This is a genomic window from Draconibacterium sediminis (assembly GCF_000949475.1).
Lineage (GTDB): Bacteria > Bacteroidota > Bacteroidia > Bacteroidales > Prolixibacteraceae > Draconibacterium > Draconibacterium sediminis.
This window is the reverse complement of sequence record NZ_JRHC01000005.1, coordinates 82,387-109,017: the sequence shown is the minus strand read 5'-3', so window position 1 is coordinate 109,017 and position 26,631 is coordinate 82,387. Positions and strand designations below refer to the sequence as shown.

General features: G+C 42.4%; 24 protein-coding genes. 5 read left to right on the top strand and 19 right to left on the bottom strand.

What is annotated here, in order from left to right; genetic code table 11:
• The first annotated feature begins 75 nt into the window (after positions 1-75).
• Positions 76-822 (top strand): lysophospholipid acyltransferase family protein, encoded by a 747-nt coding sequence (locus LH29_RS17250; protein WP_045032204.1) that lies wholly within the window; start codon positions 76-78, stop codon positions 820-822.
• Here the strand turns inward: LH29_RS17250 and LH29_RS17245 are convergent.
• Together LH29_RS17245 and LH29_RS17240 are read right to left on the bottom strand one after the other, a co-directional pair.
• A complete protein-coding gene (locus LH29_RS17245) occupies positions 806-2,167 on the bottom strand; it encodes an APC family permease (protein WP_045032201.1) in 1,362 nt (453 codons plus the stop codon). The two genes, LH29_RS17250 and LH29_RS17245, sit on opposite strands and share 17 nt — an antisense overlap.
• Positions 2,168-2,178: 11 nt before the next feature.
• The gene (locus LH29_RS17240; RefSeq protein ID WP_045032199.1) at positions 2,179-2,814 is read right to left on the bottom strand and encodes an O-methyltransferase; all 636 of its coding nucleotides are present in this window, start codon (positions 2,812-2,814) and stop codon (positions 2,179-2,181) included.
• Positions 2,815-3,392: 578 nt separating this feature from the next.
• On the opposite strand from LH29_RS17240, the gene LH29_RS17230 reads away from it, so the two are divergent.
• Together LH29_RS17230 and LH29_RS17225 are read left to right on the top strand one after the other, a co-directional pair.
• Positions 3,393-3,830, top strand: a complete 438-nt coding sequence (locus tag LH29_RS17230) for a peptidylprolyl isomerase (protein ID WP_045032195.1) — start codon at positions 3,393-3,395, stop codon at positions 3,828-3,830.
• 491 nt (positions 3,831-4,321) lie between these two features.
• Positions 4,322-4,645, top strand: a complete 324-nt coding sequence (locus LH29_RS17225) for a hypothetical protein (RefSeq protein WP_045032193.1) — start codon at positions 4,322-4,324, stop codon at positions 4,643-4,645.
• Between the two features lie 66 nt (positions 4,646-4,711).
• Here the strand turns inward: LH29_RS17225 and LH29_RS17220 are convergent, their stop codons facing one another.
• The 15 genes from LH29_RS17220 to LH29_RS17150 all read right to left on the bottom strand — a co-directional run bounded on the left by LH29_RS17220 (position 4,712) and on the right by LH29_RS17150 (position 21,659).
• Positions 4,712-5,161 carry a GatB/YqeY domain-containing protein gene (locus LH29_RS17220; protein ID WP_045032191.1) on the bottom strand — a complete coding sequence of 150 codons (450 nt, stop codon included), beginning with the start codon at positions 5,159-5,161 and terminating at the stop codon, positions 4,712-4,714.
• Positions 5,162-5,177: 16 nt separating this feature from the next.
• A complete protein-coding gene (gene ftsZ, locus LH29_RS17215) occupies positions 5,178-6,557 on the bottom strand; it encodes a cell division protein FtsZ (RefSeq protein ID WP_232302860.1) in 1,380 nt (459 codons plus the stop codon).
• 32 nt (positions 6,558-6,589) lie between these two features.
• Positions 6,590-7,945: a cell division protein FtsZ gene (gene ftsZ, locus LH29_RS17210; protein ID WP_052671052.1), complete on the bottom strand. Its 1,356-nt coding sequence runs from the start codon at positions 7,943-7,945 to the stop codon at positions 6,590-6,592.
• Between the two features lie 11 nt (positions 7,946-7,956).
• The gene (gene ftsA, locus LH29_RS17205) at positions 7,957-9,240 is read right to left on the bottom strand and encodes a cell division protein FtsA (RefSeq protein ID WP_052671051.1); all 1,284 of its coding nucleotides are present in this window, start codon (positions 9,238-9,240) and stop codon (positions 7,957-7,959) included.
• A 2-nt stretch (positions 9,241-9,242) separates the two neighbouring features.
• The gene (locus LH29_RS17200) at positions 9,243-9,995 is read right to left on the bottom strand and encodes a cell division protein FtsQ/DivIB (RefSeq protein WP_045032187.1); all 753 of its coding nucleotides are present in this window, start codon (positions 9,993-9,995) and stop codon (positions 9,243-9,245) included.
• Positions 9,992-11,380 (bottom strand): UDP-N-acetylmuramate--L-alanine ligase, encoded by a 1,389-nt coding sequence (gene murC / locus LH29_RS17195; protein ID WP_045032184.1) that lies wholly within the window; start codon positions 11,378-11,380, stop codon positions 9,992-9,994. Before murC ends, LH29_RS17200 begins: the two co-directional genes overlap by 4 nt.
• A gap of 1 nt (position 11,381) precedes the next feature.
• Positions 11,382-12,488: an undecaprenyldiphospho-muramoylpentapeptide beta-N-acetylglucosaminyltransferase gene (murG, locus tag LH29_RS17190; protein WP_045032183.1), complete on the bottom strand. Its 1,107-nt coding sequence runs from the start codon at positions 12,486-12,488 to the stop codon at positions 11,382-11,384.
• A gap of 77 nt (positions 12,489-12,565) precedes the next feature.
• Positions 12,566-13,789, bottom strand: a complete 1,224-nt coding sequence (locus tag LH29_RS17185; protein WP_045032180.1) for an FtsW/RodA/SpoVE family cell cycle protein — start codon at positions 13,787-13,789, stop codon at positions 12,566-12,568.
• A complete protein-coding gene (gene murD, locus LH29_RS17180; protein WP_045032179.1) occupies positions 13,789-15,126 on the bottom strand; it encodes a UDP-N-acetylmuramoyl-L-alanine--D-glutamate ligase in 1,338 nt (445 codons plus the stop codon). Before murD ends, LH29_RS17185 begins: the two co-directional genes overlap by 1 nt.
• A 1-nt stretch (position 15,127) precedes the next feature.
• On the bottom strand, positions 15,128-16,378 hold the full coding sequence (mraY, locus tag LH29_RS17175) for a phospho-N-acetylmuramoyl-pentapeptide-transferase (protein ID WP_045032178.1): 1,251 nt from the start codon (positions 16,376-16,378) through the stop codon (positions 15,128-15,130).
• A 9-nt stretch (positions 16,379-16,387) separates the two neighbouring features.
• Positions 16,388-17,845 (bottom strand): UDP-N-acetylmuramoyl-L-alanyl-D-glutamate--2,6-diaminopimelate ligase, encoded by a 1,458-nt coding sequence (locus LH29_RS17170; protein WP_045032176.1) that lies wholly within the window; start codon positions 17,843-17,845, stop codon positions 16,388-16,390.
• Position 17,846: 1 nt separating this feature from the next.
• Positions 17,847-19,946 (bottom strand): penicillin-binding protein, encoded by a 2,100-nt coding sequence (locus LH29_RS17165; protein WP_045032173.1) that lies wholly within the window; start codon positions 19,944-19,946, stop codon positions 17,847-17,849.
• 2 nt (positions 19,947-19,948) lie between these two features.
• Positions 19,949-20,260: an FtsL-like putative cell division protein gene (locus LH29_RS17160; RefSeq protein ID WP_157493743.1), complete on the bottom strand. Its 312-nt coding sequence runs from the start codon at positions 20,258-20,260 to the stop codon at positions 19,949-19,951.
• Between the two features lie 41 nt (positions 20,261-20,301).
• A complete protein-coding gene (gene rsmH, locus LH29_RS17155) occupies positions 20,302-21,207 on the bottom strand; it encodes a 16S rRNA (cytosine(1402)-N(4))-methyltransferase RsmH (protein WP_045032171.1) in 906 nt (301 codons plus the stop codon).
• A 5-nt stretch (positions 21,208-21,212) separates the two neighbouring features.
• The gene (locus LH29_RS17150) at positions 21,213-21,659 is read right to left on the bottom strand and encodes a division/cell wall cluster transcriptional repressor MraZ (protein WP_038558544.1); all 447 of its coding nucleotides are present in this window, start codon (positions 21,657-21,659) and stop codon (positions 21,213-21,215) included.
• 378 nt (positions 21,660-22,037) lie between these two features.
• Here LH29_RS17150 and LH29_RS17145 point away from each other — a divergent pair, with 378 nt between their 5' ends.
• Both LH29_RS17145 and LH29_RS17140 read left to right on the top strand, forming a co-directional pair.
• Positions 22,038-22,889, top strand: a complete 852-nt coding sequence (locus tag LH29_RS17145; RefSeq protein ID WP_045032167.1) for a 1-acyl-sn-glycerol-3-phosphate acyltransferase — start codon at positions 22,038-22,040, stop codon at positions 22,887-22,889.
• Positions 22,890-23,044: 155 nt separating this feature from the next.
• The gene (locus tag LH29_RS17140) at positions 23,045-24,004 is read left to right on the top strand and encodes a GNAT family N-acetyltransferase (protein ID WP_198152491.1); all 960 of its coding nucleotides are present in this window, start codon (positions 23,045-23,047) and stop codon (positions 24,002-24,004) included.
• A 75-nt stretch (positions 24,005-24,079) separates the two neighbouring features.
• On the opposite strand, the gene LH29_RS17135 is transcribed toward LH29_RS17140, so the two are convergent.
• Together LH29_RS17135 and LH29_RS24005 are read right to left on the bottom strand one after the other, a co-directional pair.
• Positions 24,080-25,978 (bottom strand): amidophosphoribosyltransferase, encoded by a 1,899-nt coding sequence (locus LH29_RS17135; RefSeq protein ID WP_045032165.1) that lies wholly within the window; start codon positions 25,976-25,978, stop codon positions 24,080-24,082.
• Positions 25,971-26,435, bottom strand: a complete 465-nt coding sequence (locus LH29_RS24005; RefSeq protein ID WP_052671048.1) for an SPOR domain-containing protein — start codon at positions 26,433-26,435, stop codon at positions 25,971-25,973. The genes LH29_RS17135 and LH29_RS24005 overlap by 8 nt, the downstream gene beginning before the upstream one ends.
• Between the last annotated feature and the right edge of the window lie 196 nt (positions 26,436-26,631).

Sequence of the window (26,631 nt, the reverse complement as noted above, 5' to 3'; positions counted from 1 at the left end):
ATCAATAAGAATGTTGACGTGATTCGGATCCGCTAATAAATCCGAAAAGTTTGCAATTAAACAGATATGCTTTCAATGAAAATCGCCCGTATAATTTTATTCTCGCCGCTCGCTTTCATCAGGCTTTTACTGGTGCTGTTTATGAGTGCTTATGTTACCATAATCGGGTGGTTTTGGCTAAAAACAAAAGGTTTTAGTCGGCGCATGCAACAGTGGGTGGCCGGCACCTGGGGGCGTACCATTCTTTTTATTTGCGGAATAAAAGTGGATAAAAATGAAATTCCCAAATCGGGCAATTATATCCTGATGCCCAATCACCGGAGCTACATCGATATTTTTATTGTTGCAGCCATGACTCCTGCAGCTATGGTTGGAAAAGCAGAAATAGCCAAATGGCCTTTTGTGGCTTTGGGAGCACGTGTTACCAATTCCATTCTGGTTGACCGGAAAAACCAGAAAAGCCTTCTGATAACGATGAAAAAAATAAAAGAGTCGGTTAACAGCGGTATTCCGGTAATTCTTTTCCCTGAAGGAACAACTTACAAAGGACCGCTTACCAAAAAGTTTAAAAACGGCAGCTTCAAAATTGCGGCCGATGGGAACATTCCTGTTATTCCGATGGCTATTGATTTTAACGACGTGAATGATGCCTGGGTTGACCAGGACACTTTTGTGGGGCATTTTTTCCGGCAGCTGGGGAAACCGCTAACCCGCGTTACCATTCGTTATGGTGAACCGATTCTGGACAACGATCACAAACAGTTGCAGGAAAAGACCAAGGAGCAAATTGAATCGATGCTAAAAACTATTCAGTCTGCTTAACTTTTTTTCGCTGAAACCAATAATACACCGGAATACCCGACAAAGCGGTTAAAACAGCAATACTCGACTCTACAGGTCGCTCGAAATAGGCCAGAACCAGAATAGCCGTACTTACCACAATAAAAAATAGCTGTACATACGGATAACCCGGTAAGCGCAATTGCTGGTGTTTCGATCGTCGTAATTTTATATTGCCCGCCACCGCTATAATCGGAAAAATTCCCAATGAAAACCCCATGTAGGTTAAAATCTGCTCGAAAGTACCCGAAAGAACCAGCACAATAGCAATTGCTGCCTGCAACAAAATAGCATTAGAGGGCACTTTATGTTTCGGACTAATTCGGGCCACTGACTGAAAAAACAAACCATCGCTGGCCATCTTATAATAAACCCGCGGCCCCAGAATAATAAATGCACTTAACGAAGAAAAGAGGGCAAACGAAATAAGTAATGAAACAATGGTTTCGGCAGTTGCACCAAACGCCATTCCGGCGGCTAAACCTCCAATTTCAGGTTCGTTCCGCATTTGTGATGCCGGCACCGAATACACAAAAAACAGATTTAGCAGAATGTATAAAACAGTTACTGTTAAAGTTGAAATGAGTAAAGAACGCGGAATAACTTTTCGCGGCTCCCGAATTTCGGAACCAATGTAAGTTGCCGAGTTCCACCCACTGTAGGCAAACATGATAAACATTAGCGAAAGACCAACTGCTTTCCAATTGTCGAACGAAAACTGAAAGGGCAAGGCCGGGTGTACATTTTGCATACTTCCATTGCCCAAAAGCAAACCGGCAATTATTAATCCTACTACCAAAAGTATTTTTAGTAAGGTAAGCCAGTTTTGCACCCTGGCACCAAGCACTATCCCGCGCGAATGCACAAAACTAAAACCAACGATAACAAGAATGGCCATACAACGGCTAAAATCTTCAACGCTAAGGATTTCATTTAGCATCAACCAGTTTTGTAACTGAGGAAAGGCCCAGGTAAAGTATTTTGCAAAACCGATTGCCGAGGCAGCAATGGGTGCCGAAAAGCCAACTATGAGCGATAGCCAGCCACTTAAAAAACCCAGCATTGGCGAGTACAGTTTTGATATAAATACATATTCGCCACCGGCTTCGGGAAAAGCAGCTCCCAATTCACCAAACGAAATGGCTCCGCACAAGGCAACCAAACCGCCAATTCCCCACAAAATCAACATAACAACAGGGTTCTGCAAAAATCCCATTAAATAGCCGGTTGTAGTAAAAATTCCGGCTCCAATAATATTGGCAATAACGATATTGGTTACAGGAAATAAACCTAGTTGGCGCTCCAGTTTCTTTTGCAAATTATGCAAGATGAGTTCGTTTATTTTTTAAAACTTTTTGATATTCCGGCACGACTGGTTTGGTCGATTGTTGTATCGTAAGTTTCCAGGTTTTCAACATAGCGAAGAAATTCACCAATGCCATTCAGACGTGTCGAAGTGTTGTGAGCAGTAAAACAAGCCCCCTTTTTCAACTTTGGATCCATCGCAATAAAGTAGTTTTTATACCAGTATTTATCCGCATCGCAGAAAACAAAATCGAACTCTCCTTTTAACTCGGGCACCAACTGGTGTGCATCGGCCAGTCTAACGTCGATATATTTTAAAACACCGGCTTTACGAAAGTTCGCCTTGGCCTGCAAATAACGGGTTTTATCAATTTCAATAGTTATTAGCTTCCCTCCTGTTTTACTCAATGCCCAGGCAATCCAGATGGCAGAATGACCGGTTGAGGTTCCAATTTCAACGGCAGAAGTGTAGCCGTTTTCAACAATAATATCGTACAGAATTTTTCCATCGGTTAGGGGAACATTCATATCGCGCCATTCGCTGGCGTTTTTCTCCAAAAAGCTTTTTACTTTTTTATCGAGAGTATTTTCGATTTCAGGATATTGACCGTAAGCACTAAAGACAGTCAGAACTCCAAATATGCATAGTATAAGTAGTCGGTTTTTCATTCTTGTAAATTGAAATCAGCATTAGCTTTAATGCAAGCAAGATAATAAATTCTGTTTGAAATTTCTGTGGTTTTCGATTGGGAAAGCCCCTAAAACCTCTGCCGGGCAAAATTAAGACATTCCAGGTTCCATATCAAAAAGCGGAACATAATATTTATGAATTCGAATACGAACGTATCAATTCATCTAAATTCATAGATAAAATAATAATTTACTTTGTATTTGTTTTTTTTATGCTGGAGAAAACATATATTTGTAATGCATTTGGGATTCATCCCATATTGTGTGTTTGGGGGTTAACATTTAGGAAGGAGACTGTTGAGTCTCCTTCTTTCTTTTTATACCTTTCTGCAAACACTGCTACTCCTCAACCTTTTAGCTTATCATAAAGCCATGCTAACCCGATTACATTCAATGCCTTGCGAAAAGGTCATTATGAAAATTGTTCTTTTTTTCTACATTTGTGCCGAATTAAAAATTTTTAAGATTAAAACGAGCATAATAAAAAGCCTTTTCAAAATCAGGCAAATGTTTATGCGCGTTAAATAAGTTACTTAATAAATTAGATATATAAACGAATGAAAACAGCTGAAATACATACTTCAAAAGGAGTAATGAAAGTTAAGTTTTACGAGGAAGATGCACCCGGAACTGTTGCCAATTTTATCAAGCTTGCGGAATCGGGTTTTTATAACGGGCTAACTTTTCACCGTGTGATCCCTAACTTCGTTATCCAGGGAGGATGCCCTGACGGAACCGGAGCTGGTGGACCTGGCTATTCAATTGATTGTGAAACCAGCGGGAACAACCAATATCACGATAAAGGTGTTCTTTCGATGGCCCACGCAGGAAGAAACACAGGTGGGTCTCAGTTTTTTATCTGTCACAACCGTGAAAACACGCAACATCTCGATCGTCATCACACTTGCTTCGGACGCGTTTTTGAAGGACTTGATGTAATCGACGACATTCGCCAGGGTGATGAAATTGAAAAAATAATTATCTCGGAAGAATAGTTTCACCAAAGATAAGATCAAGGGAGCCATTTACAGGCTCCCTTTTTTTATGCCTAATTTCCCAAATTATTTTGTTACGGGTTTATTATGATCTTCAATTACCCCTTCTTTTCTCGTTTCTAAGCATTTCAAATTACAAGGTTCTGTTTTTATTTGTGTATCAGCACTATTCAAATAAATCAAAAAAATATGCACAAACACATGCACACTTCTCATTAACACCATCTTACACAACACACAACCACCGCATCACACCATAACGATACTTAAAAAACAATTATTAGTCACCCCTCCTTCATTATTCAACTTTTTGATTCGAAAAGTTTAGTTATTAAAATTGAAAAATTTATGATTTAGCTATTGCAAATGTCGTTTCCATCCTATTTATTTGTTCGTGTAATAAAGAAGTAAACTCTAACTAAAGCAAAGATTAAAACCAGTAATCTTTTGACTTATTAAAATTATTTTTCACAATCTTAACTGGTACAAAAATGGCAAATAATAAACCGAAGGTAATTAAGGATTACAGCAAACTTGATAAGGATTTACAGGAGCAAATTAAGCTAATATATGCAGATGGTTTTGCTGATAACCTTATCCATTTTTTTGATAAAACCGGTCAGAAAATTACGGTTTTACCATTTGAAACGGAAGACAAATATTACATGTTAAGAATGACCGAAAACGAAGCCGTTGCTCTTGTTGACGAGGACGACGATTACGATGATGACGGATTCTTAAAAGACGAGGTTAAACAAGATTACGAAGACAAATATTCGGACCTCGACCACGTAGCGGATCAATTGGAAGATTAAAACATAAAAAAAGCAGGTATGTATTTACAAACCTGCTTTCTATTTTCGTATTGAACGTTTCGTTTGCTACGCTAATAAAGCTTTTACTTTATCGGCTACATCTTTGCCATCGGCCTGGCCGGCGAGTTTCTTCGAAGCAATTCCCATCACTTTTCCCATGTCTTTCATGCCGATGGCACCAACTTGTTCGATAACGGCTTTAACAGCTGCTGTGAGCTCTTCGTCCGACATTTTTGCGGGCAGATAACTTTCGAAAATAGCCACCTGTTTCATCTCCTGTTCGTACAAATCGTCACGCCCCTGCTCTTTGTAAATATTTGCAGAGTCGGAACCTTGTTTTGCGAGTTTTGAGATAATTTTCAGCGCATCATCATCGGCCAAAACGTCGCCGGCACCTTTTGCTGTTTGCGCCTCAAGCATTACTTTTTTAATGCCGCGCAAAGCTTCCAGCTTTTCTTTTTCGCGGGCTTTCATGGCCGCTTTTATGTCTTCATTAATTTGATCAAATATTGCCATAACTATCAATTTTTTATTAATCTACGTTATCGTGAAGATAACTGTTTCTGTCTGAAATACGGTTGTCGCGATCTACAGAATATCCCGAACGGTCTCGTTTGTATTTTGGATCGTTAATGCGAATATTCCGACGTTTAAAAGCCGGTACATTTTCCAGCTCATCCACATCGTCGTCGCTCAGGTTGGCGTAATCGTTTACATCAATTTCTTTCTCAACACTACTGCGCTCACGCGATGTTATCGGATACAAGGTTTCGAATTCGTCGTCATCGTTACTATTTTTGTTCTCAACATTGAACTCAAAAGACGATTGACTTCTGCTATCTTCGTTTTTATGCTCTGAGAAATGTACATTTTTTGTAACCGATACCGATTCTTTTTCAAGTGTGTGCGACACCACCTTTCGCTGGCTTTGCTCCGATAGCTCGGAAATAATACTGGTTGGAAATCCGGTTGCAATAACCGTTACCGAAAGTTTATCACCTAAGCTTTCATCAGTACCATTTCCCCAAATTAAATCGGCATCAAAACCAGCCATGTTTTGCACATAATCAGTAATCCGGCCAACTTCATCCATGGTCACCTCTTTAGTTCCCGAGTTGATATTTACCAGAATGTTTCGTGCTCCGCGAATTTCATTGTCATTCAACAATGGCGAGTTTAATGCTTTTCTCACGGCATCTTCTGCCCGGTCTTCTTCGTCGCTCACACCGGTTCCCATAACCGCCATTCCGCTTTTTCGCATTACGGTTTCAACATCGGCAAAGTCAACATTTATATATCCGGGCACAGTAATAATTTCGGCAATTCCTTTTGCGGCGGTAGACAAAACATTATCGGCTTTGGCAAAGGCCTCGGAAATACCAAAATCGCCAAACATCTCTCGAATACGTTCATTATTGATCACCAGCAACGAATCAACATAAGTTGCCAGTTCTTTTATGCCTTCGTAGGCTTGTTTTATGCGTCTTTTCCCTTCGTTACGGAACGGAATAGTAACAATGGCCACAGTAAGATATCCCTGCTCTTTACAACACTGTGCAATAACAGGAGCGGCTCCGGTTCCGGTTCCTCCGCCCATACCGGCAGTTACAAATACCATTTTGGTGTTTTCCGACAAGGTCTTTTTTACATCTTCGATGTTTTCAATAGCCGCCTGCCTGCCCACTTCCGGTTTATTACCGGCTCCGCGTCCTTCGGTTAATGACGCACCCAGCTGCACCCGGTTTCGAATAGCACTTGCCTCCATCGCTTGCGCATCGGTGTTGCAGATTACAAAATCCACATCGCGAATTCCGTGCTTAAACATATGGTTTACGGCATTTCCGCCACCGCCACCAACGCCGATTACCTTAATCGCGGCACCAGGAGTTTTTTCCATTACAAAATCAGCCATATCTTCCATTTTCTTCACCCTGTTTTGTGTTATTAATCAAGAGGTTGATCTTCATCACCGTCATTAAAAATCTTGCTGCCAAAATTTTTATAAAACCAGTTATCGATATTCGATTCAGTAACAGGCTCGTCTTTCTTTTTTTCTGCCTTTTCCCTGGTTTTGGTCTTTTCTTTTGACTTCCAGCCAAAACCCGTCGATTTGGATTTTGGCCTGGCTTTTGGTTTTGGTTGCGGAGGAACAAACATTATCGTTTCTTCCTCTTCCGGCTCTGGCTCGTATGGTTTTTCTTCGTATAAATCAGAATAAATGGTCTCTGCCGTTTCGTTTATCGGTTCCTGCTCGGCAACAGAATCTTCCAAATCATCGTCGAGATTAAAGTTTTGCACCTCTTTTTCGGGTTGCAATTCTTTGTTAGGATTGGTATCAAAACCGGTGGCCAAAATAGTCACACTAATTTTGTCGCCAAGGCGCTCGTCGTAGCCATTACCCCAGATAATATCGGCATCCTGACCAGCTTTCTCCTGCAGCGACTCAATTATTTCGCCAATCTCTCCAATTCGAATCTCTTCACTTCCCGAGATAATATTCAGCAGTATATTTTTTGTTCCGTAAATATCGTTACTATCCAACAGTGGCGATTCGAGTGCGGCATTCACGGCGTCCATTGCACGGCCTTCGCCTGTAGCAAAACCGGTACCCATAATAAACACCTCGCTCTTTTGCATCACCGTTTCCACATCGGTATAGTCGATGTTTACATTTCCGTGTACGGTGATTATTTCGGCAACTCCTTTAACGGCTGTTGACACAATGTTGTCGGCCATTTTAAAGGCCTGGCTTGCCGGCAGATCGCCGTAAATATGGTGCAGTCTGTCGTTACTGATCACCAGCATACTATCGACAAATTCGGCCATTTTATCAATACCTTCCTGGGCCTGTGCACGGCGTTTATTTCCTTCGGCCGGCGACGGAATGGTTACTACCGCAATGGTTAAAATGTCGAGTTCGCGGGCCAGACTTGCAATTACAGGAGCAGCTCCGGTTCCGGTTCCACCGCCCATTCCTGCCGCGATAAACAACATTTTTGTATTGTCACCCAGCACCTTTTTCAGGTCTTCGTAATTTTCGCGGGCGGCTTCGGCTCCTCTTTCAGGTTTATTTCCGGCGCCCCGTCCTTCTGTTAATGTGGTTCCAAGCTGAATTTTAATCGGCACAGGACTATTGTCCATGGCTTGCGAATCGGTATTACAGATGATATAATCAACACCTGTTATTCCCTCTTCGAACATGTGATTGACCGCATTGCAACCACCACCGCCAACTCCAATTACTTTAATAATTGATGATGCTGCCTTCGGAAATTGAAAATTTGCTAATTCTTCGGTCATATCTTTTTGTTTTAATTGAATTCAAGGTCTTCGTTGTCGTCGCCAAAAAAGTTGATCGCACTTTGCAAAGCTCCTTTAACGTTGGTCATTAAACCACGTCCGTTCCGGTGCACTTTTGGCTCGGGCAATGTTCTTTCTTCTCCAACATTTTGTGCTATCGAAAGTTTTAACGCTCCCAATGCAGTCAAGAATGCCGGATTTTTTGCTTCTTCCCTTCGGTTTGCAGGAAGGATTACGGGGTGTGCTCTGCGTGCATCCAAACCGGTATGAAATTTTACCAGCGTGATGATGTGTCCCAGATTTGAGGTTCCACCGGCCAGAACAATTCCGGTACCCAAACGATCGGCAACTCCCGATCTTTCGATTTCGGCAACTACACAATCTACAATCTCTTCCAAACGCGCCTGTATAATATACGCCAGACTTCGGATGGTGATTTCTTTTGGTTCCCAGCCATTATTTTTGGCAATGGTTACGGTGTCCTCTGTTTTAATCTGGTCGCCCAAAGCTTGTCCGTAACGCACTTTTAGCAACTCCGCTTTTTCAAGAAATGTAGAACAACCAACTTTCAAATCGTTGGTAATTACTGCTCCGGCAAACGGAATTACAGCCGTGTGTACCAGTGCATTTTCGTAGTAAATAGCCAGATTGGTAGTTCCGGCACCAATATCGAGCACCACACCACCCATTTCCTTTTCAGGTTTTGAAAGCGCGGCCTCTGCTAGTGCCAGCGACGAGTGGAAAACTTCACCCAGTTCTACACCAACACTTTCCAAAACGCGGTTCAAAATCTGGTATTCCTGATCAGGCATAATCACCAGTTTGTAACGGGCTTCAATCTTTTTCCCTGTGGCTCCAACAGGTTTTAGCTCCTCCGTTTCATCATCTATAATAAACGAAGTTGGAATAACTTTCAGAATACGGTAATCATTTTTGATCTTCAGGTTTTTCGCTTCATTGTACAACTCGTCAATATCGAGACTGGTTACCACGCCGCCTTCGCCCGTAAAACGCGAAGCCTTGTAATCGATGGTTCGCATACGTTTTCCGGCGTATGCCACATCAACAATCGCGATTTCTTCTTCGAGCTGTGCATCCAACTGTTCCAACACTGCAGTGATGGACTCCGTCGCATCTGCAAGATTAAAAATCATTCCTCTTTTTATGCCTTTCGACGGCACCTGGGCAGTACCCAGTATTTCCATTTTCCCCTCGGCAGTTGCCTGGCCTGCAAGCGCAACCATTTTTGAGGTTCCCATGTCGATAACAACTGAAAGATTTGTTCTTGAAGCCATAATTACCTTCTTTTTGCTATTACCTGATCTTTATATTTTAAACTGATCGTTTTGTATTTATTCCAATTATTCTTTGCCATAATCTGCTTGTAAAAAGCTTTCATATTCCGCAACTTTTCCTCGTAATTTTCCAGCGTACCAAACTCAATGGTATGATCGCCAACCAGGGGAATCAACAGCACATCGCCACCTTTTTGCACATGAATCTGCTCAATTTGTGCATTCCAGAATTCGTCGTTCTCTATCGTTAAAACACATGGCAACAGTGTTTCTTTTGCGTACTCTTCGCTGATATCTCCGGTAGCAACAAGCACGTTTGCCGCATAATTTGTAGATACCGGAATTTTACCACCAAACTCATCAAGGTAATAATTTCCTTTGTCAGAAAATACGCGCACTACCGGTTTCCGGTGTTTCAGATTGATGGCCAGCACGCCTTTAAAAGTGGCGCTATCGGTGCGGGTAACAACTTTATAAACCTCGGCTTTTAAAATCGCTTCGTGTTTTTCAACCGCCTCCTCGATCTGCACTGTATTTATACTATCAAAATCCTTCCCGATAATATCCTTATCGATCGACTTCACCAGATTTATCAGCTCAGCGCGATTTACTTTTATAACTTCCTCCGGATTATAATTAACCTGAATATCGTTGCAATTGACGTGTTTATACTTCAGGGAAGTAAACGCCAACGTTACCAGCAGAAATACCAGCAACATCAACAAACCGCCTATTTTTGCAAACTTCTTTATCATTTCTCTTTACTTTCCAACAGTTCAATTATTCTCTCCACCATTCGGTCGATATCGCCTGCCCCCATTGTTAGCACAATTTCGTTCCTGTCCGATTTTAGTATTTTCAATACCTCATCACGCTCGGCCAGCATTCGGTTCTCCAGCTTCATTCCTTTATAAATGATAGCTGATGAAACGCCGGGAATTGGTTCTTCGCGGGCCGGGTAAAGCGGAATAAGAATAGCTTTATCCAACAAATCCAGACTTTGTGCAAACTCAGCCGCAAAATCTTTGGTGCGCGAAAACAGGTGAGGCTGAAAAATTCCGGTCACTTTTTTATCAGGAAATAAGTCCTTAACCGAAGTTATAAACGCCTCTAATTCCGCTGGGTGATGTGCGTAATCATCGATGTAAATCCGATTCTCCGAACGGTAGCGAATATCAAAACGACGTGCCACGCCCTCGTAATCCTCAATACCTGCCTTTATAGCGTTCGCCGATGCACCGGCCAACCAGGCCAAAGCACTGGCTCCAACCGTATTTTCTACGTTTACCAGCCCCGGGTAGTTCATTTTGCAGCTGGCAATTATTCCATCCGGAGTTTTTAAATCGAACGAATAAAAGCCTGTTTCCGAATTCAACTGCAGATTTAATGCAGCAAAATCGGTTTTACCTTTTAGCGAGTAGGAATAAACTTTTGCATCAGTTTTCGAGGTATCCAATTCCACTCCTTCTTTTAGCACCAAACTTCCTTCGGGACGGATCTGCGAAATAAATTTCTCGAATGACTCAACGATCTTTTCCTTTTCGCCATAAATATCCAGATGATCGGCATCAACCGAAGTAACCAGTGCCAATTGTGGTTTCAGGTGTAAAAACGAACGATCGAACTCATCGGCTTCTGCAACAATCCATGGCGAATCGTTTTCAGGCAACACCAGATTACTCCTGAAGTTCTTTGAAATGCCGCCCAAAAATGCACCACATCCTTGTTCTGTTTTACTCAGGATATTGGTAACAATGGTACTTGTCGTTGTCTTTCCGTGTGTTCCGGAAACAGCAATTCCCTTTCGCTCGTTGCAAATCATGCCCAAAACTTTAGCCCGCTTAAACAAACCTATTGGCTGGCTTTTAAACCAGTTTAGTTCTTTATGCTCGTCGGGCAAAGCCGGTGTGTAAACGGCGATGGTTTCGGCCGGATTCCATTTCGACGGAATATTTCGGATATCGTCATCAAAATGTACATCGATCCCTTCTTTCTGAAGAGCGTCGGTCAATGCCGTTGGTGTGCGATCGTATCCTGCCACATTGCGCCCCGAAAATTTAAAATAACGGGCCAGCGCACTCATCCCTATTCCTCCGATACCAAGGAAATATACATTCTTTATTTTCTGAATGTTGTCCATTCTATTGTCTCACTAATTTTTCTACTTCATCAACTATTTGTTTGGTAGCATCAGGTTTGGCCAGCTCTTTACTTTTTGCTGCCAATGCGCTGCAACGATCTTCATCGTTCACCACCTCAAAAGCCAACGGAAATAATTTCTCGTTAATCTCATCATCGCGCACCATTAATGCCGCATCCTGTTCTACCAAAGCCATCGCATTTTTTGTTTGATGGTCTTCCGAAACATTTGGCGACGGCACCAAAATCGATGCTTTTCCAACCAGACACAACTCCGAAATTGTTCCTGCCCCTGCTCTTGAAATCACCAAATCGGCCACTTCGTAGGCCAGGTCCATACGTGTTATAAACTTATGAATCTGCAGGTTTTTCGGTTTTGTTTCTTTCAGGTCTTCCTGAATTTTATCGTAATAATATGCTCCGGTTTGCCAGATCACCTGAACGCCCGAAGCCGCTATTTCTTTTATATTTTTTAGTACAGCCTGGTTTACTGAACGTGCACCAAGACTACCGCCAACAATCAAAATAATTTTATCATCCTCGCTTACGTCAAAAAACTCAAAAGCCTCTTTTCTGTTTTGCTTTTCGGTCAAGTTTTCGCGTACAGGATTTCCTGTAAAAATCAGTTTTTCGGCCGGAAAGAAGCGCTCCATTTTATCGTAAGCCACACAAATGGAATTTACCTTTTTGCTCAAGAGTTTATTGGTAATTCCGGCATACGAATTCTGTTCCTGAATTAAACACGGCACCTTAGCTTTTGCCGCCGCCCTTAACAACGGACCGCTGGCATAACCGCCAACTCCAATCGCCACTTCAGGTTGAAAATCGGCTACAATCTTTTTCGCCAGCTTCGAACTATGGCGCAGCTTTTTAAAGAACGTAATCATTTTCATGCTGGGCTTCCGTGGAAATCCCATCACCGGCAAGCCAATAATTTTATAACCGGCGGCAGGCACTTTCTCCATTTCCATCCGGTCTTCGGCACCAACAAATAGAATATCAGCGTCAGGATTGCGCTTTTTAATTTCGTTGGCAATGGCCAGCGCCGGGAAAATATGCCCCCCGGTACCACCTCCGCTAATTATGGCTTTATTTATCTTTTGTTTCATCTATCCCAATTTTTATATTCCCCGATCCTGGGTGAGATAAAAATTCATTTATGCTCCAATGTTACTCACTTATTATTTCAGTCATTGACTGCATCATTCTCTATTTCGTAATCTTCATCAGGAGCTTTAATCATAATCGGTTGCTCCACTACTTCTTTGTCCTGCTGGTTTTGGTGACTCACACTAAGTATCAAACCAAAAGCCAGCGATGTAAACAACAGCGATGTTCCTCCCAGACTAATCCATGGCAGTGGCTGTCCGGTTACCGGTAACGCGCCACTTGAAACACCTATATTTATCATGGCCTGAAAGACCAGTACCAATGTTAGTCCAATTACCATAAATGCCGGAAACGTTCGGGTGGCCCGCCTGACAATCACGACTCCCCTGAAAAAGAAAATCAGGAAAAGCATAATTACCGCAATACCGCCCAACAAACCATATTCTTCAACAATTATGGCAAAAATAAAATCGTTGTACGCAGCGGCCATGTAATTACTTACATCAGAATGGCCGGGACCTTTTCCAATTATTCCGCCGGAATAAATGGCCAGCTTGGCATAGTCGGCCTGTGTAATTCCCTGCGATGCTTCCGGTGGCGGAGGATTTATAAAACGTTCGATCCGTCCTTTTATGGTATGCACACGGCCAATACTATCCGGCAAAAGATCGGCTGTAAAATAGATTGTTACTACCAAAGCGATCCCAATACCAACTAGTGAAAACAAATATTTTAATGGAATACGCCCACAAAACATCATCGTCATGATGGTTGCGAAAAGCAATGCTGAGGTTGAGAAATCGGATATAAAAATCAAACCACAAACAATAGCTGTATAAAATATTATCTTCTTAAATGCTTCCCACAAGTCGCCTTTTGTTTTTTGGCGTTTTCCTAAAATTTTGGCTGAGAATAAGACGAGTGAAATTTTAGCCATTTCGGCCGGCTGAAAAGTAGCACCCCAGAAATTAAGTGTACGTCCGCTGGACGAAACAAACGATGTTCCGCGCATGGCAATGGAAAAGAGTAAAAAGCCGATACTTGCCAGCAAAGCCCACCACGCCAGTTTCGAGTATAATTTTATGGGTAAAACATTTACCATTAATAAAATAACCCCAATTCCTGTACCCAGAAATACTACCTGACGGAAAAGGTATTTTAAGGTGTTTCCCTGGGCCACACGATAAGCCAGTGCACCCGTTGAACTGTACACAATAAGCAGCGACAACACCGATAACAGCATCAGCACCATCCAAAGCACGCGGTCGCCCTTAAATAATTTCAGAATGGAATGTTGCATTACAAATTCCTTACTTCTTTTTTAAATTGATTTCCTCTGTCTTCGTAATTCTCAAATAGATCGAAACTTGCACACGCCGGCGATAAAAGCACAGTGTCGCCATTTCGGGCCAGGTAATAAGCAGCTTTTACTGCCTCTTCCATACTTGATGCATCTACAATGTCGGCAACACAATCGCCAAAAGCTTCGTGTAATTTGGCATTGTTTTTACCCAGACAAACGATGGCCTTCACCTTGTTGGTAACAAGCCCCTGCAACATGGTGTAATCGTTGCCTTTGTCCACTCCGCCGGCAATCCAAATCACCGGTTTGTGTACACTTTCCAACGCATACCACGATGAATTTACGTTCGTCGCTTTCGAGTCGTTGATAAACTCGATGCCATGAACTTTAAGAAAGCGCTCCAAACGGTGCTCAACACCTGTAAAATCCGAAAGGCTTTCTCTTAATTGTTCATCCCTGATTTTTAATACCATGCTTGCAATGCCTGCGGCCATGCTGTTGTAGGTATTGTGTTTCCCCTGTAGTGATAAATCCAGTATCGACATGCTGAATTGATTTTGATTAAAGTTGATAATTATCCGATTGTCTCTCACACCTGCTCCAGGCCCGGCAGCCTCTCCCAACCCAAAAGGAAGTTGAACAGGTTTTATCTCTCTTTTATTTATTTCTTTTTGAATCACTTCGTCGTCGGCACAATAAACGAAGTAGTCATTTGCTGATTGATTTTGAAGAATCCTGAATTTTGAATCGATGTAGTTTTGCATGTCGTAGCCATAACGATCGAGATGATCGGGAGTGATATTCATCAACACGGCTACATCTGCTTTAAACTCATACATTCCGTCGAGCTGAAAACTGCTTAACTCGATCACGTAAACATCAAAATTTTCTTCGGCCACCTGCCACGCAAAGCTTTTACCAACGTTTCCTGCCAGGCCAACATTCAATCCTGCTTTTTGCAGAATATGGTAGGTTAGCAAAGTGGTAGTTGTTTTGCCGTTGCTTCCGGTAATACAAATGGTTTTAGCCGACGTAAAACGTCCGCCAAATTCAATTTCCGAAATAACCGGAGTGCCTTGCTCTTTTAGCTGCTTAACCAGCGGTGCTGTTTCCGGAATTCCCGGGCTTTTGACTACCAGTTCGGCTCCTAAAATTTTTTCTTCTGAATGATAGCCTTCTTCAAAACCGATCTTATAATTTGAAAGAACGTCTTTGTATTTTTCCTTGATTTTTCCAAGGTCGGACACAAATACTTCGTATCCTTTTTTTTGTGCTAGAATGGCTGCTCCAACGCCGCTTTCGCCTCCTCCTAATATGGCTACCAATCCTTTCACTCTATCTCATTTTTAATGTTGCAATTGTTATCACAGCCAGAATAATTCCGACAATCCAAAAGCGTGTTACAATCTTTGGCTCAGGGAAACCTTTTTTCTGAAAATGGTGATGAATCGGACTCATCAGAAATACTCTGCGTCCTTCACCATATTTGCGTTTGGTATATTTAAACCAGCCCACCTGAATAACCACTGATAGGTTTTCGATCAGGAATATTCCACACAATAGCGGAATCAAAATTTCTTTGCGGATGATAACTGCAAAAACTGCCAGAATTCCACCCAGCGCCAAACTTCCGGTATCTCCCATAAAAACCTGTGCAGGAAAAGAGTTGTACCATAAAAATCCAACAGTAGCACCAATGAAAGCTGCAATAAAAACAGTCAACTCACCAATATTTGGGATGTACATGATATTCAGGTAATCGGCATAAATTACGTTACCACTTACGTAGGCCAGAATTCCCAGCGTAGCTCCGCTAATGGCCGAAGTCCCGGTTGCCAGCCCGTCAATTCCGTCGGTTAGGTTGGCAGCATTTGACACTGCTGTAATGATCAATATAATTGCAACGGCATAAACCAGCCATTTTAACCACGACGCAGCATCGCCGGCAAAAGCCACCAGCCAGGCATAATCAAATTCGTTCTTTTTAATAAACGGAATGGTAGTTTTGGTCGACTTCACATCTTCCATTACAAACTGCTCGGTGCTTTCTCCGGTAGCCGGATCAACAACTTGTTCAGAAAGGAAAGTACCGTTTTCATCTGTTACGTGCTCACGAACTTTTACATCCTCGCTAATAAAAAGAGTGGCAGCAACGATAAGCCCCAAACTTACCTGCCCGAGAATCTTAAATCGTCCGGCCAGCCCTTCTTTGTTCTTTTTAAATACTTTGATATAATCATCGACAAAACCGATCATCCCCAAAAACGCAGTGGTGATCAGCATTAACAGTATGTAAATATTATCGAGGCGGGCAAAAAGCAATGTCGGAATAATAATGGCCATAAGAATGATAATTCCGCCCATTGTTGGTGTTCCCTGTTTTTGCATTTGTCCTTCAAGACCCAGGTCGCGCACCTCGTCACCAATTTGCTTACGCTGCAAAATCCGAATCAGCTTTTTCCCGAAAATCGTTGTAATAAACAACGAAAGAATAATTGCTGCTGCCGAGCGAAAGGTAATGCCCGGAAGCATTCCAATTCCCGGAATATCGTATCCTGCCAAAAGTTCGTATAGCCAATAAAACATATCTTGTTTTTAATTATTTAGTCCAAAACAGTTCCTTACTTCTTCTCTGTCGTCGAAATGATGTTTCACTCCATTTACTTCCTGGTAGTCTTCGTGTCCTTTTCCGGCAATCAGAATAATATCGCCGGGCTGTGCCAGCATCACCGCCGTTTTAATCGCATCACGACGACTTACAATCGACACCACTTTATTTTTATATTGCGGCTCAACGCCGGCTTCCATGTCTTTTATAATTGCCTCAGGATCTTCGCTTCGCGGATTATCCGAAGTTAAAATCACCTTATCGCTGGCGGCCAAAGCTTCCTGTGCCATCTCGGGGCGTTTTGTTTTGTCGCGGTCGCCACCGGCACCAACCACAGTAATCACCTGCTCGTTTCTTGTTCTGATTTCAGCAATTGCTGCCAACACATTTTTTAATGCATCTGGCGTGTGTGCATAATCCACAATCGCGTATTTCCCGTCTTCGCTGCGGATGGTTTCGAAGCGGCCCTGCACCGATTGCAAATTGCTGATGATGGTAAGCACCTCACCTTTATCCTGCTCCAGCTCAACTGCCGTTGCATAAACCGCCAGCAGGTTCGAGGCATTAAACAGGCCAACAAATCGTGTCCATATTTCCTGCCCGTCCATATTTAAAAGCATACCATCAAAATGACTTTCCATCACCTTACATCGGTAATCGGCCATGGTACGATTGGAGTAGGTCAGTTTTCGGGCTTTTGTATTTTGAAGCATCACCAGGCCATTTTTATCGTCGGCATTAACCAATGCAAAAGCATCTTTTGGCAACCCGTCGAAAAAGGCTTTTTTGGCTTTTATGTATTCAGCAAAAGTTTTGTGATAATCGAGGTGATCGTGCGTGATATTAGTAAAAATACCACCGGCAAACTGAATCCCCGCAATACGCTGCTGATGAATGGCATGCGAACTCACTTCCATAAAACAATATTCGCAACCCGCCTCCACCATTTCGGCCATCAACTGCTGAATTTTTAGCGAATCGGGCGTAGTATGCGAGGCAACTTCCTCTTTCTCGTTTATTTTGTATGAAATTGTTGAAAGCAGACCAACATTGTAGCCCTGCATACGGAAAAGTTTGTGCAGCAAACTGGCAATGCTGGTTTTACCGTTTGTTCCGGTAACGCCTACCACTTTCATTTTTGATGATGGCAAACCATAAAATGCAGCTGCAATTTCTCCCAAAACCTTATTGGAATCTTCAACCTGCACATAAGTAACAGCCGGTTTTGTTTCTTCAGGAAGATCTTCACATACAATTGTTGTTGCACCATTCTTTATTGCCGTATCAATAAAACGATGCCCGTCAACAGAAACGCCTTTTTGCGCCACAAACAAATTATCTTCGGTGATTTTCCTTGAATCGAATTGTATACCCGCAACTTCCTTATCGATGTTACCAATGCATTCAATAATCCCTATATGTTCCAACAACTTCTCTAGTTTCATCCTAACTTAATGAGAGATATACCGTTTGTCCCGGGCGGTACGAACTACCGGGTTTCAACGATTGTTTGTTAACTTTTCCTATTCCGTTTATTTTCACTTTCAAGCCTGCATTCTCCAACAGGAAAATGGCATTACTGGCGCCCATTCCAACTACATCGGGAACAGTATTCACCGGCATCACATTCTCTTCCAGCACAATGGTACTATCCTGTGTATTCAGCGAAACCATTCTTGAATCGGGCAATCCACGTAAATTTTTCAGCTCCAGCTCTTCGGCCAAACGAAGAATATCATCGCGTTGCCCGCTTTTTATCTGAGGAATGTCTTCTCCTTCACCATTATCGTCTTCAGGGGTGGCATTCATTATCTGGCTGGCATAAACTTTCTCCGAAATTTCTTTAAAAACAGGACCGGCAACTGCAGCTCCGTAAATCGAATTCCGTGGTTTTTTGAAGGTTACAATCAGCGAATACATCGGATTGTCAGCAGGAAAATACCCTACAAACGACGCATAATAAGCTCCGTATTCGTAACCTTTACCATCTGAACGGGCCACACGCGCCGTTCCGGTTTTTCCGGCTACCTTAAACTGATCGCCCTGAACTCCTCGACCGGTTCCGTTCTGACAAACACCTTCCAACATGGCCTGCGCTTTTGCAATGGTCTCTTTCGAAACGATCATCGGGTTCAGCAACTCAGGTTTAAATGTTTTTACCAGTGCTCCATTATTTCGAATCTCCTTAACCAAACGCGGTTTTACCATTGCGCCATCGTTGGCAACGGCGTTGTAAAAGTTCAAAATCTGCAATGGCGTTAGGCGCAAATCGTAACCATACGACATACGACCCAAAGTGGTAGTACCCCACCAATCGGCATTTCCTGGGTACTTTATATATGGTTGTCCTTCTCCGGCCAGTTCCAATCCCAAAGGTTTTTGAATGCCAAATCCATAAATCCGGTCAACGTAATCTTTTGGGTTGTTTGAATAGTTTGACAAAATCACTTTTGCCGTTCCGATATTCGACGATTGCTCCAGTATTTGTTTCACATTCACTTTGCCGCAAGCGTGGTCGTCGGTAATGTTTTCCTGCGCCCAATAACCGTGTCCGGTATCAAACACATCGCTGGTATCCACCACTCCGTCTTCCAGCGCCACGATTAGCGACACCAGTTTAAACGTTGATCCGGGCTCGTAACACCCACGATGACCCAGCGCATAATTATCTTTTTCGTAATAGCCGTCTTCGGTTTTTCCGAGGTTGGCAATCGCCTTAATTTCACCGGTTTTCACTTCCATTAAAACTGCGGTTGCCCATTCCGGATTCGATTTTAGCGCCTGTTTATACAATGCACTCTCCGCAATGTCCTGCATTTTCACGTTAATGGTGGTAATAATATCCATCCCGTTTTGCGGCTCAATTTCGGTTCGGGTCACCCAACGTCCCGATAAGTTTTGTTTGTAACTGATGCCGTTTTCACCACGCAAATACATTTCGTACGAACGTTCCAGTCCGTTGTAACCAACCGGAACCGGAGTTAAGGCATTCTCTTTGTTCAAACTTCCAATGGTTCGCTGAGCCAGCATACCCAGAGGATTCAGGCGTTTGTTCTCTTGTTCAACGATAAGCCCGCCACCAAATCGTCCGCGGCGCAGAATTGGAAATTTTTTAAATTCCTGCAGTTGATTGTAATCTATTTTTTCAGGTGTGAGCAAATAACCACGATTCCTGTTTTTATAGGCCGAACGCAATCGCCTCGCATATTCGTTTTTTGAAGCATCTTTATAAAAAGCAGACAAATGCCAGGCTAATGAATCCACCTCGTTGTCGAATACTTTTTTAACGCCTTCGGCCGCTAAATCAATGCGGATTTTATACCCCGGAACCGATGTAGCCAAAACACTGCCATCGTCGGCACAAATCGTTCCCCGTACCGGCGGAATAATAACCGTATTATTAGTCAGGTTCTTTTCAATTTTCTGCCAGCGCTCATTTTTTATCTGCTGAACAGAAACAAGCTTAAAAACAACCACAACTCCGAACAACGTCAACACGAAGTATACAATTGCAATACGCGACAATATGGTTTTTCTGATCCCCACTCCTAATCTTCTTTTTCAACCGTTATTTTTTGAGGCGGACGCATTGGTTCCTGCAAACCAATTCCGGCCTCTTCAACTCGTTTTGCTACTTCCGACGGACGGCTGGCGTCCATCAACTTGGCAGAAAGCGTTACCGATTCCGAACGCAACTCTTCCAACTCTTCCTGCAACACTACAATCTCTCGCAGTGTACTTTCCGACCAGTTACGATTGGCAATCAGCAACAAACCCAAAACCGCCAGAAATGCCACAAACGGCATCTGCCGCAAAGTGCGTTCATCGGTAAGAATGGTACCCCCGATAAAGGATTTCATTCCCGTACGTTTTCTTGTATTTTTATTTTGCTCTGCCATCGTTAAATTCGTTCTGCTATTCTCAGTTTTGCACTTCTCGATCGCGGATTGGCCTGCAGTTCCTCTTCTCCGGCGATAATCACTTTTCGGTTTATAATTTTGAAAGGCGACTGTACATTTCCGTAAAAGTCTTTCTCGATCTTTCCTTCAAAATTCCCCGACCTCATAAAATTCTTGCACAGGCGATCTTCCAAACTGTGATAAGTAAGAATCACCAGGCGGCCGCCGGGTTTTAGAATATCGAGCGAAGTAGCCAGAAATTCGCGCAAGGCTTCCATCTCTTCATTCACTTCAATTCGAAGTGCCTGAAAAACCTGTGCTAAATATTTGTTCTCGATTGCTTTTGGAGCGCACGATGATGCAATTTCTTTTAAGCGTGTTGTTGTTTTAATCGGAGCTTCGCTTCTGGCTTTTACAATTTGTGCAACCAGTTTGCGGGCATTTTTAACTTCGCCGTACATCCGAAAAATCATCTGAAGTTTTTCTTCGTCGTACTCATTTACCACTTTTGCGGCATCAAGTCCGGCTTCACGATTCATGCGCATGTCGAGCGGAGCATCGAAACGAAATGAAAAACCACGATCGGCTTCATCAAACTCATGCGACGAAACGCCCAGATCGGCAAAAACCGCGTCCACCTGTTCAACATCGTAGTACTTCAGAAAATTACGTACGTAACGAAAATTATGACGAATAAAAAAAAGCCGGTCATCCTCTATGGCATTCCCGGCAGCGTCTTCATCCTGATCGAAAGCAAACAAACGACCACCACTGTCAAGTGCATTCAAAATCATTGCCGAATGACCGCCACCTCCAAAAGTGGCATCGACAGCACTGGCACCGGGATGCAGATTCATCCCTTCGATACTTTCGGCTGCCAGAACCGGTATGTGATAAATAGCAGACATCTTCCCTACAAATCAAATTCTCTCAACATGTCCAGATAAGCATCATCAGATATATCGTCGGCTTCTGCCACGATTTCGTTGCTCAGGCTAATAGAGGCACCCATTCCAAGGAATGTCACCTTGCCCTCCAGGTTCGCGTACTTTAAATATTCATCAGGAATATTTATCCGACCGTTTGCGGCAAGGCTTACCGGAGCAAAATTCCGGAAATACTGACGCAAGGCTGCAAAATGCGCAGGATTGGTACTGGCGCGTACTTTCGCCTGAAACTTCTCCACTTTTTCCTGCCACACTTCCATCGGATGAATATCGAGGCATTTCCCCAGTCGGTTTTTCTCCAGAACAACCTGATCAGGAATATTTTCGCCCATCGCCTTCTTAAAAGCCGACGGAAGAACCACCCGCCCTTTGTCGTCGATGGTAGCCTGATATGTTCCTGCGAAAAATGCCATAAATCCCTAAAAGTCTTTTTATCAAGTGTAAAAATACAATTTTATTCCATTTTGTGCCATATTATTCCATTTCATTCCACAATGCATTTTACACTTTCTGTTAATAACCTGATCACAAAATGTTCAAAACCTGTTCAATTCTGTTAAAAACCCAAATTCCACCACTGATTTACAGCTTTTTACAAACGCCCAAACACAACCAACATATCGTTAATAACTCGTATTTTGGCAATATTTATTTTATCAACGAAGATTACATCATTAAAACTTCAGGGATATAAAAAACAAAAGAAGGGAAAGACTAATCAAAAGATCTGCATGGTGACATTTTTCAGATTAAGCAATTTTTAGTTAATTGCCGCCGCAAATAAACCAGAAATGACGACAGAGAATAGCATAAAAAGCTCCAAGCCAATTCGGATCAGAGAGGTATTTGCCGCCAAAAGCCCGGTGCTGGCAAAATACATCCCGGGATTTGTATATCGTTGGTTAAACAACATTCTGCATCTCGACGAAGTGAACGCGTTCCTTAAAAAGTACGGACACCTCGAGGGAATTGAATTTGTAGACAAAGTGGTTGAGGAATTTAATGTTCACGAATTCGTTCACAACCTGGAAAACATTCCTGAATCAGGGCGTTACATAATTGCCAGCAACCATCCGCTGGGCGGTTTTGATGGCATGTTGCTCATGAAAAATATAGATGCACGTTTGGGATCATTCAAGTTTTTATCCAACGATATCTTACTCAATATACCTCAGTTAAAACCGGTTTTTGTGCCGGTAAACAAACATGGCGGACATGCGCGCGAGGCTGCGAAAAAGCTCGCCGAATGTTACAACTCAGATGATCAGATTCTAATTTTTCCGTCAGGACTGGCATCGCGAAAAATTAAAGGGCAGATCATGGATCTGGAGTGGAAAAAACATTTCATCAGCAAATCAATAAAACACAAACGAGATATTATCCCTGTGTTTATCAGTGGCAGAAATTCCAACCGATTCTATCGCATAGCTAAATTCCGTAAGTTTTTCAAAATAAAATGGAACCTCGAAATGTTTTTTCTCCCCGACGAGACCATGAAACACAAAAACACCGATGTGCATCTTTATTTTGGAAAACCCATACCATATACTACTTTCGACCACACAAAAACGCACCAGGAATGGGCAGAATGGGTTAAACAAAAAGTTTATAAACTAAAAGAAAGTTCTGATTCAGTAAATTAAACTGTATTATAGAACAGCATTCACGTGATTTTTTTAATTTTGTATTCCAATTTTCAAAAGGAACGGGAACCCGAAACAAGTATTGACAATTAGCGTAATGTCAGAGGGACACAAGTTTAGGGAGTTTGGATACACAGACAGATAAAAAGATTGAAATGAAGGACATAGTAGCACCTATAGCGAGAGAAGCAATTTATGCAGAGCTAACGCCTGACAAGTTACTTCGCAAAACCAACAAAGGTGGCAACGAAATATACATCGTAACAGCACACGATTCGCCTGCAATTATGCACGAGCTGGGGCGTTTAAGGGAAATAACATTCAGGGACGCCGGAGGCGGTACTGGTAAAGAAACCGATATCGATAGCTACGACACAGCAAAAAATCCTTACAAACAGTTAATTGTTTGGGATCCGGATGCGAAAGAAATATTAGGCGGTTACCGCTATGTGTTGTGCGCCGATGCTCCACGCGACGAAGAAGGCAACATTAAACTGGCTACTTCGCGGGTTTTTCATTTTTCGAAAGAATTTGAAGAAAACTATCTGCCTTACACATTAGAATTGGGTCGTTCATTTGTACAGCCGGCTTACCAATCGAGCAAGGCCGGAGCGAAGGCACTTTTTGCACTCGACAACCTTTGGGACGGACTGGGAGCACTTACTGTTGATCATCCGGAGATAAAATATTTCTTTGGAAAAATTACAATGTACGAGCATTTCCACAACGAAGCCCGTAACCTGATTCAGTATTTCTTTAAAAAATATTTCCGCGACAAGGAAAATCTGGTGTATCCGTTAAATCCGGTTGAGTTCAACATCGACATGGATGCCATGAAAAAACTTTTTGTTGGCCCGGAATACAAGGATGACTACAAAATTCTGGTACAAAACGTACGCACATTTGGCGAGAACATTCCACCGCTGGTAAATGCCTACATGAACCTTTCACCATCGATGAAAACCTTTGGAACGATTAAAAACGAGGTATTTGGAAACGTACTCGAAACCGGAATTATTTTAACAATTAAAGATATCTACGAGGTTAAAGTTGACCGCCACATTGAAACTTACATAAAAGGTAAGGAAGACGATGAATGGCCAACGGTTGAATAAAACATACCTCACCAAAATAAAAATGGCCCGATACTTTAAAAGTACCGGGCCATTTTTTTATCTCTTAATCCAGAACTAGTAGGCTCTGGCGTCTTTTCCTTCAATGTAGTTGATAAACGATCCGTTAACCACACGGTTTCCTCCCGGAGTTGGGTAGTTACCGGTAAAATACCAGTCGCCCAAATCGTTCGGACAAGCTTTGTGCAGGTTTTCGATTGATTGATAAACAATCTCAACCTCCGCATTACAATCCTCCGGTTTCAGCAATTCAGCAATTTTAGCAGAAACCTCTTCGGCTGTAAATGGCTTATAAATTTCGCGAACGTAGTTTACCATTTCTTCTTTTGGCAAATTCTCCTGCTCTTTACATTTTTTATAAACCTGTTGAATCAGTGATTCTTTCCCATTGTCTTTCAACAACTCGATAGCGGCATTAAAAGCAATAAATTTATCCAAACGTGCCATGTCAATTCCATAACAATCAGGATAACGAATTTGTGGTGCCGACGAAACAACAATGATCTTTTTCGGCTTCAATCGGTCGAGTATTTTAAGGATACTCTTTTTCAAGGTTGTACCGCGCACAATCGAGTCGTCGATAATCACCAGTGTATCCTTGTCTTTCTGAATCACGCCATAGGTAACGTCGTAAACGTGTGCTACAAGGTCATCACGACTGGCATCGTCGGCGATAAAGGTTCTCAGCTTCACGTCTTTAATGGCAATTTTCTCTACCCGCGGTTCAAACGATAAAATTCGTTTAATATCCTTGTCGGACAATGAACCGTTCTTCTTCTGAATCTGATCGATTTTCCAATCTACCAAATGATTACGAACGCCATCAACCAAACCATAAAAAGCGGTTTCTGCAGTGTTCGGAATGTACGAGAATACGGTATTTTCGTAATCGTAATCCACAGCTTCCAAAACAATCGGAGTTAGTAAACGCCCCAGTTGTTTTCTTTCCTGGTAAATCGCTTTATCGCTACCACGCGAAAAATAAATTCGCTCGAACGAACACGACTTTCTTTTATGCGGCACACGGATCATTTCTCTCGAAATCTTTCCGTTCTTTTTAATGATCAGTCCTTCGCCGGGGCCAATTTCCTGCACATCGTCTTCCTGCAAATTCATTACTGTTTGAATTACAGGACGCTCTGAAGCTACCACCACAATTTCATCGTCGGCATAATAATGTGCCGGGCGAATTCCCCACGGATCGCGAACCACAAAAGCATCGCCATGCCCAACCAAACCGGCCATGGCATAACCACCATCCCAGTCTTTCGAAGCACGCTCCAGAATATTCTGAATATCGAGGTTTTGCTCAATCAACGGAGAAATCTCGTTATTATCGTAGCCTTCGTTTTTATATTTTCTGAAAAGCAGCTGGTTTTCCTCATCAAGGAAATGCCCCACTTTTTCGAGTGCTGTTACTGTATCGGTATAAGCTTTTGGATGCTGCCCCAAATTAAGCAGTACATTAAAAAGCTCGTCGGTATTGGTAAGGTTAAAGTTACCTGCCAACACCAGGTTACGCGATTTCCAGTTGTTCTGGCGCATTACCGGATGCGTAAAATCGATGCTGTTTTTACCGAAGGTACCATAGCGCAAGTGCCCCAGGTAAAGTGTTCCGGCAAACGGGAAATTGTTTTCGGCCCATTCCGGGTCGTTGATGTCGAAGTTGTTACGCTTGGCTTTTTTCAAAGGTTTGTTCACCTTATCAAAAACATCTTTTATTGGATTTGGCTCAACCGAGCGGAACCGGCTTATGTACGGATTTCCCGGATCGAGCTCTGATTTTACACAGCAAATTCCGGCGCCGTCCTGTCCGCGGTTATGCTGTTTTTCCATTAAAAGGTACAACTTGTTCAGACCGTACTTCCAGGTACCATACTTTTTATGGTAGTAAGAAAGCGGTTTTAACAAACGAATTAAAGCAATGCCACACTCGTGTTTAATCTGGTCACTCATACTGATTTTGTTTCAACAATGGAAATTCGATTACATCAGGAACAATAAAAGCTGCAGGATAATTTTTTTGAATTTGCTTATACAACTTCAAAGCCTCATTTTTCGTTCTAAAATCGCCTACACGAACCCGAAAGTTTGGTGCAATAAATTTTATATGAACGGGAAAATCCGGGTAGTTTGTCAGAAATTCAGTTTTTAGGTTAAGGGCTTGTTCTTTAGCGTCCAATCCAGAACTAAAAAAGATCTCAACCCTGTATCCATCCATCCCCTCTCTTTTTTGGTTCTTTTCAATATGCCATTTTAGCATTTTGTCGAGCCGTGCGTCTCTATTCACATCCAGTCGGTCTATAATCGCAATGTTGCTTGTATCAGCAGGCATTTCTTCAAAAAGATCAACTTGGGCGAACGAGAAATTTGTGGCCAACAGACCAACTAAAACCAGCAAAAAAGTCCTCATTATTCCTTTTTTATTGAGTGCGCAAATATAATTTAAAAACATATAAAACACGAACGGTTTTTATCCACATAACATTGCCTTAATCTATAAGTAATATGAGAGCCCGAAAACAACGCTTTTACCTGTTGATATTTTTTAAATTGCTTTTTCATGATTTTAAAACTTAACCTAACTTTACGGCCACAACATTAGGATT